The sequence below is a fragment of the Erysipelatoclostridium sp. An15 genome, from assembly GCF_002160675.1.
Taxonomy (GTDB): domain Bacteria; phylum Bacillota_I; class Bacilli_A; order Erysipelotrichales; family Coprobacillaceae; genus Thomasclavelia; species Thomasclavelia merdavium.
In genome coordinates this window covers 1-7557 of sequence record NZ_NFLA01000079.1, presented here as the reverse complement: position 1 = coordinate 7557, position 7557 = coordinate 1, and the positions used below count along the sequence as shown (strand labels likewise).

Genomic DNA, 7557 nt, shown 5'->3' with positions numbered 1-7557 from the left:
TAAATTAGTAGTTCTAGTTCCTCTAAAGAAAGGATCATCAAACATGTTATCAAAAACATCATCAAAAGTTGCAAATCCAGGTAGTAATTTCATATAAATCATCTCCTTTTAAATTTATTCTTTGAAATTACTTCATGAATAAATCATCTTTTCTTTTTACAACTATTATTATAGTCTATTTTTTAGCACTGTCAAGTATAGAGTGCTAATTTTTTTTATTAATTTATTTCCATATATAATAGAGGAAAATAGGGTATTTATATTGGCTAAATCAATATTTTTAATGATTTATTTAAAATGACGTTTTAATTGCTATATGTTATAATATACAACGAAAGTCTATAAAAAATTGGAAGGAAATAAAAATGAAAGGTAAGTTTATTACATTAGAAGGACCTGATGGTAGTGGTAAGACAACAGTGTCTAAAATTATTGTTGAAAAACTAAAAGATGAAGGACACAAAGTTTTATTAACAAGAGAACCAGGTGGAATTGATATTTCTGAACAAATAAGAAATATTATTTTAGATAAAAAAAATGTTAAAATGGAAGCTCGTACGGAAGCTTTATTATATGCAGCAGCTAGACGCCAACATTTAATTGAAAAAGTACAGCCAGCATTAAATCAAGGATATATTGTAATTTGTGATCGTTTCGTTGACAGTTCTCTAGCATATCAAGGAGTGGCTAGAGGAATTGGAATTGATGAAGTTTATCAAATGAATCAATTTGCAATTTGTGATATTCAGCCAGATGCTACTATCTTTTTTGATTTACCATATGAAGTTGGGTTAGCAAGAATTAATAAAGGAAATCGTAGTACTGATCGTTTAGATTTAGAGTCAAATGATTTTCATAAAAAGGTTTATGAAGGTTATATGGAAATTTGTAATAAGTTTGCTGATCGAATCACTAAAATTGATGCTAATAAGTCAATAGATGAAGTCGTTGATCAAGTTTTAACTGTAATTAAGGAAAAGTTATGAAAGAATATTTACAGGAAAATCAACCAAAATTCTATAATTTAATAAAAAATGAATTTATTCAAAATAAAATTCCTCATGCTTTTTTACTAGTTGGTAATAATACGAAAGTACCATTAAATTACTTAGCAATGTCATTAATTTGTGACGAAACTTTAGCTTGTGAAAAATGTAATGATTGTCGTAAAGTTCTAGAAAATAAGTATGGAGATATTATTAGATATGATGGAAAAGAGACTTCAATAAAAAAAGGTGATATTGAATATATCCAAGATACTTTCAAAAAATCTTCTTTAGAAGGTAAAGCAAAAATTTATATTATTGAAAATATTGAATCAGCTACTAAAGAAGCTATGAATACATTATTAAAGATGTTAGAAGAACCAACATCAGGAATTTATGCTATTTTTACTACTAATAATATTAGTAGGGTATTACCAACTATATTGTCACGTTGTCAAGTTATTGATATTAAGCCTGATAGTAAAGAGGTAATATATAAAGCTTTAATTAAAAGTAATATTCCTGAAGAGGCTGCTAAAATTTTAACATATTTATCAGCTAGTGAAGAAGAAGCTAAAAATTTATATGATGAAAGATTTGAATATATGCAAACTGAAATAATTAATTTTATTGAGGATTTGTATACGAAAAGAATGAATTTGATTATTAATGTTCAAACTAATTTATTAAAGAACTATAAAGAACGTGATGATATTAAATTATTTTTAAATATGCTTGTTTTAGCAATGAAAGATTTGTTTCACGTGAAACATAATCAAAATTTAGTATTTAGCGCTCATTACGATTTCTTTAATAGTTTGCAAATAGATGAAGACAAATTAATAAAACAAATTGAAATTATTTTAGAAACTATTTATACAATAGAAAGCAATGCCAATCTATTAATGTTAATGGATAGAATGATGTATCGTTTATAGAAAGGAGATTATATGGAACAACTTAAATTAGCAAGTGTTAAATTCAAAAGTGCTGGAAAAGTTTATTACTTTTCTACTGATATTGATTTAGAAAAAGGCGATTATGTAGTTGTTGAAACTGCTCGTGGTGTAGAATTAGGTGAAATATCACAACCATTAAAATCAATAGAAGAATTTAACTTAGATACAGAATTAAAAAAAATAACTCGTCGAGCAACAAAAAAAGATGTAGAGGCACATCTAAAAAATCTTGAAGACGCCAAAGAAGCATTGGTAACTTGTCGAGATATTGTAGCTCGTTATGATGTCGATATGCAATTAACCAATTGCGAATTTACTCTGGATAAAGCAAAAGTAATTTTTATGTATACTTCTGATGTTAGAGTGGATTTTCGTGAGTTATTAAAAGAGTTAGCAACAGTTTTTCGTTGTCGAATTGAATTAAGACAGATAGGTCCCCGTGATAAAGCAAAAATAATTGGAGGAATAGGAACATGCGGATTACCACTTTGTTGTACATCCTTATTAGGAGAATTTAATGGTGTATCAATTAACATGGCAAAAAATCAGATGTTGGCAATAAATATTGATAAAATATCTGGAGCCTGTGGTCGATTAATGTGTTGTTTAAAATATGAAGACGATGTTTATTCATTAGAAAAACAACGTTTTCCAAAAATAGGTAGTCGCGTTAAATATGAAGGTAAAGAAGTAAAAGTATTAGGTTTGAATATAATTAATGATTTAATTAAAATCGATAATAATGGTGCAGTAATTTTTGTTAATCTAAATGAAATTGAATTTAATCAAAAGCCTAATTAGTTATGTCTGATCAAGAAGTAGTTAACTATTTATTAGCTCATAAGAACATGAAGATTATCCAAAGGAAAGACATGTTTAACTTTTCTTTGGATACTGTTTTATTAGCTAATTTTTGTACCATTAATAAAGATGTAAAACATATAGTTGATTTTGGAACCAATAATGCGGCAATACCTTTACTTTTATCAAAGAGAACTAATCGAAAAATTACTGGAGTAGAAATTCAACAAGAAGCAGTTGAACTAGCTAATAAAAACGTTGCTTTAAATAATCTAGAAGATCAAATAGAAATAGTTCATAACGATATTGCGAATTTTGTCAAAAACTTTCCTAAAGTAGGTTTAGTTGTTTGCAATCCACCATTTTTTAGAGTAGATGAAGAAAGTAATTTAAATGAAAATGAATATTTAACAATAGCTCGTCATGAAATAAAAATAGATTTAGAGGGTATAATTAAAGCAGCTGCCTTTTTATTAGATAATAAAGGACGTTTTGCTATGGTTCATCGTCCTGATCGGATGATTGAAATATTAAATGTTATGCAAAAATATGATATTGAACCAAAAAGAATAAGATTTGTCTATCCAAAGGTCAATCGAGACAGTCATGTTTTGTTAGTTGAAGGAATGTATAAAGGTAAAAAAGGACTAAAAATTGAACCACCATTATATGCTCATAATGAAGATGGTTCTTATAGTAATGAAGTAAGAAAAATGTTTGGAGAAAAAATATATGAATAGACAAAAAAGTTTTGAAAATCAAGCGCCATCTTTATATTTAGTTGCCACTCCAATAGGAAATTTAGAAGAAATTACATTTCGTGCAATTAATGTTTTAAAAGAAGTTGATTATATTGGTGCTGAAGATACTAGAAATACAATTAAATTATTAAATCATTATGATATTAAAACTAAGCGAATATCTCATCATGAGCATAATTTAAGTCAATCAATTCCTAAATTAATTAATTTATTATTAGAAGGTAATGATATTGCTTTAGTTAGTGATGCTGGTTATCCAGCAATTTCTGATCCAGGATACGAACTTGTTAAAGCTGCTATTGAAAATAATATTAATGTAATTCCTGTTAGTGGGGCTAATGCTTGTTTAGATGCCCTAGTAGTTTCTGGTATTGCACCTCAGCCGTTTTTATTCTATGGTTTTTTAGATCATCAGGATAAGAAAAAAAGAAAAGAATTAGAAAAATTAAAAAACTATCGAGAAACAATCGTATTTTATGAATCACCACATCGAATTAGTAAAACATTGAAGTTAATGCAAGATATCTTGGGTGATCGTCATATTGCACTTTGTCGTGAGATTACAAAAAAACATGAAGAAATTATAAGAGGGAAAATTAGTGAGATCATTTCTATCACTGCAGAGCTGAAAGGGGAAATGGTAATTGTTGTTTCTGGTAATAATGATAATGATGAAGTTAATTTATCTCCAGAAATACTTATTACAGAGGTAGATAATTATGTAAATAAAGGAATGAGTGTTAAAGATGCTATAAAAGAAGTATCTAAATTAAGAAAAGTTAATAAAAATGAATTATACGCATTATATCATAGTCAAAATGATTAATATCGTCATTTTTTAGTAATTAAATTCTTAAATGTTTCACGTGAAACATTTAAGAATTTCTGTATCTCTATATTTTGTCGTTTGATTTAAAATAATAAATAAAGTATGATAGTTTCATGGAAAGGATGTAAGTATGGAATATAGATATAGAAAAAATAAAAAATTAAGATTTAAGAAAAAATCATTAGCAATTTTATTTCTGATAATTGCAATAATTATAGCATTTGTTTTTTGGATTACCAATAGAGAAGGACCTTATGAAAAATATTACCAATATGATGAAAATAATAAAAAAATTGGTGAAGTCCAGCATTATCAAAAAGAAAATGAACAATTCTTTATATCAATGTATTATCCAAAAACCAATATAAAAGAGTTGAATAAAATCATCAATGATTGTTGGAATGATTATATAAAAGATCAAAAAGCTAATAAGGATAGTAAAGATATCCTTTATATGGATTATTCAATAGATCAAGTTTATAAACAGTATGTCAATTTAAAATTCTCTATGAATCGCTATAATGAAGATGATAAATTAGTAGCACAGTCAAATAAGCTATTTTGTTACGATACTAAAAACGAGAAAGTTTTAACAGTTAATGATGTATTAAGAAAGAATTACAAAATATCACTAGCAAATATCAATGGTATTGATAATATAAATCAAGAAAATGATAATTTAGAAATAAAAAAGGATAAGGTTGTTATATATACTAATGATAAATTGAAGGAAAAAGTTGAAATTAAATATGAAGAAAATAAAGATTTAATTAGATTAGCAAATAAAAATATTCCTTCAAATGCCCCGTTAGATGTTAAAACACCGACACCATTACCTAAAATCGATCAAAATAAAAAAATGATTGCTTTTACTCTAGATGACGGACCGCATAAAACAAATACACTTCGTGTTGTTGAGATGTTTGAAAAATATAATGGTCGTGCAACATTTTTCCAATTAGGTAAAAACGTTCAAGCATATCCAGATATTGTTAAAACAGTATATGAACATGGTTTTGAAATTGCAAGTCATTCTTGGGATCATCCTGATTTAAGAAAATTAGATACAAATGCTGTTAATAAACAAATTGTTGATACACAAAATGCAATTTTCAGTATTACTGGAGATGAACCAAGTTTAATTAGACCACCATTTGGAGCTTATAATGATAATGTAAAAACTGTTGTCAAAAATAATGGAATGCAAATTGCTTTATGGACAGTGGATACATTAGATTGGAAGTTAAAAGATGCCAATAAAATAAAAGATGCTATTGTTAACAATGCTTATGATGGTGCAGTAGTACTTATCCATGATATTCATAACTTTACAGTTGATGGATTGGAAATGGCATTAGCTGAGTTAGCTAATAAGGGATATCAATTTGTAACATTATCTACATTAGGTGAGTATAAAGAATTAAAAACAGTACTTCGCTAATATTAGCGGAGTATTTTTTTATAATTAAACTTACAGATATTCTGTAAATTTTAAATAAGCTTTAGTACAATGATAATGTAAAATATTCTCTTATAAACGATATTACTACTTGGAAAATTGCAAAACTAAAATATAGGAGAATAATCAGGCATATGATATATACTTTATCAAATATAGTAAGACTGTAAATATTATAGGTAGCTATTAATAAATAATTATTTATAATAAGTATATTAAAATTTATAATGCTATTAAATTTAATTAATAGAAAATATTATTATATAGAAATACATATTAAAAGGAGACAAAGAGACAGAAGATTTAAATTTATTTATATGTTTAACAATATATATTAGATAAGTTGAGATAATAGAAATATTGATAAAACACAAAAAAACATAATTAATATATATTGTTTTTAAAATATTTTAATAAAGTATTATATGGGTGATATATAATGGATTGGGAAATAATAAGTTATGAAAATGAAAAGTTTAATGAGTTAATGCAACAATATGAAGCTGCTATTAAGATTATTAAGACCAAATTGGAATTAATAGATCAAGAATTAAATTTTAAGTATGGACATAGTCCAATTCATGGTATTCAATATCGAATTAAATCTATAGAAAGTATTAAAGGCAAATTAAAAAGAAAGAAACTTGATCAAACAGTTGCTGCTATTAAAAAATTATATGATATTGCTGGTATTAGGGTTATTTGTAATTATTTAAATGATATTCAATATATAGCTCAATTACTAGTTAATCAAGATGATATTACACAAATTAAACATAGTAATTATATTCAGTATCCAAAAAATAATGGGTATCGCAGTTTTCATTTAATTGTTAGTGTACCTGTTTATCAAAAAGATGGCAAAATCAATGTTCCAGCAGAAATTCAAATTAGAACAATTGCAATGGATTGTTGGGCATCATTGGAACACGAACTTTGTTACAAAAATGAATCAAAAACAAATAATGATATTAAAATTAGATTAAAAGAATGTGCGGATAAAATGGCGCAGACTGATTTAGAAATGCAAAAGATCTATTTAGAAATAAATCGGCCATGGGATGGTAATAGGTAATAAATAATAGAAATAAAATGTTTCACGTGAAACATTTTATTTTTAAATATTGAGAAATTAAACAATAATAAAATCTCCATGATTAATAAAAAAAGCTGTAACTACAAATATAAAACAAATGAGGACTTAACGAGTGATAATAAATAGTATATATAACTGATAATTTTAAATATAATAGTAGCAAGAAAATCATAATTATAAAATACGGATGTTATGAATATAATAAAAAATAGCATATAGATATTGTTTAATAAATATATGATTTTAAAATATATAGATAAAAGAAAATATTTCTGATAAAAATATTATAAAAGTAAACCTTGATAATCCAGTAGTTACAAAATAGGAAAAATATAATATAGATTAATTAAGTTTTAAAGAATAAAAATATTATTTTAAAATAAATAATATTTTTGATACTAATATTGGATTAGATTTGGTAACTAAATGTTATTAGATCATTATAATAATATAATCTTGATGAATTTAGGTATATATAAATTAGGTATTAGATATGCAAAAGCAATATAGTAAATAAGTACAAGTATAAATATAAAATTTATTAAAAATTAGAATTATCTTGTAATTTTTGCATAGACTCTAAATTCAAATACTCATGCTTTATAATATATGAAATGAAGTGATGATTATCAAATATAATGTTTCACGTGAAACATTATATTTGAT

Annotated in this window: 7 protein-coding genes; all 7 read left to right on the top strand. The window is 25.4% G+C overall.

Features of this window, described 5'->3' with window-relative positions; translation table 11 throughout:
- Positions 1–365: 365 nt before the first annotated feature.
- Positions 366–986 carry a dTMP kinase gene (gene tmk / locus B5E92_RS14595; protein WP_087303364.1) on the top strand — a complete coding sequence of 207 codons (621 nt, stop codon included), beginning with the start codon at positions 366–368 and terminating at the stop codon, positions 984–986.
- Positions 983–1924: an AAA family ATPase gene (locus B5E92_RS14590; protein ID WP_087303362.1), complete on the top strand. Its 942-nt coding sequence runs from the start codon at positions 983–985 to the stop codon at positions 1922–1924. Before tmk ends, B5E92_RS14590 begins: the two co-directional genes overlap by 4 nt.
- Before the next feature lie 12 nt (positions 1925–1936).
- Positions 1937–2746, top strand: a complete 810-nt coding sequence (ricT, locus tag B5E92_RS14585) for a stage 0 sporulation family protein (RefSeq protein WP_087303360.1) — start codon at positions 1937–1939, stop codon at positions 2744–2746.
- Between the two features lie 2 nt (positions 2747–2748).
- Complete coding sequence (locus B5E92_RS14580; RefSeq protein WP_087303358.1) at positions 2749–3486, top strand: tRNA1(Val) (adenine(37)-N6)-methyltransferase; 738 nt, start codon at positions 2749–2751, stop codon at positions 3484–3486.
- A complete protein-coding gene (gene rsmI, locus B5E92_RS14575) occupies positions 3479–4333 on the top strand; it encodes a 16S rRNA (cytidine(1402)-2'-O)-methyltransferase (protein WP_087303356.1) in 855 nt (284 codons plus the stop codon). Before B5E92_RS14580 ends, rsmI begins: the two co-directional genes overlap by 8 nt.
- A gap of 133 nt (positions 4334–4466) precedes the next feature.
- Complete coding sequence (locus tag B5E92_RS14570) at positions 4467–5777, top strand: polysaccharide deacetylase family protein (protein WP_087303354.1); 1311 nt, start codon at positions 4467–4469, stop codon at positions 5775–5777.
- A 457-nt stretch (positions 5778–6234) separates the two neighbouring features.
- Positions 6235–6870: a GTP pyrophosphokinase family protein gene (locus B5E92_RS14565; RefSeq protein WP_087303352.1), complete on the top strand. Its 636-nt coding sequence runs from the start codon at positions 6235–6237 to the stop codon at positions 6868–6870.
- Positions 6871–7557 lie beyond the last annotated feature (687 nt).

Bases quoted from the DNA above. Each gene is read 5' to 3' on its own strand.
- tmk (WP_087303364.1), top strand. From the start codon at position 366: ATGAAAGGTAAGTTTATTACATTAGAAGGACCTGATGGTAGTGGTAAG.
- B5E92_RS14590 (WP_087303362.1), top strand. From the start codon at position 983: ATGAAAGAATATTTACAGGAAAATCAACCAAAATTCTATAATTTAATA.
- ricT (WP_087303360.1), top strand. From the start codon at position 1,937: ATGGAACAACTTAAATTAGCAAGTGTTAAATTCAAAAGTGCTGGAAAA.
- B5E92_RS14580 (WP_087303358.1), top strand. From the start codon at position 2,749: ATGTCTGATCAAGAAGTAGTTAACTATTTATTAGCTCATAAGAACATG.
- rsmI (WP_087303356.1), top strand. From the start codon at position 3,479: ATGAATAGACAAAAAAGTTTTGAAAATCAAGCGCCATCTTTATATTTA.
- B5E92_RS14570 (WP_087303354.1), top strand. From the start codon at position 4,467: ATGGAATATAGATATAGAAAAAATAAAAAATTAAGATTTAAGAAAAAA.
- B5E92_RS14565 (WP_087303352.1), top strand. From the start codon at position 6,235: ATGGATTGGGAAATAATAAGTTATGAAAATGAAAAGTTTAATGAGTTA.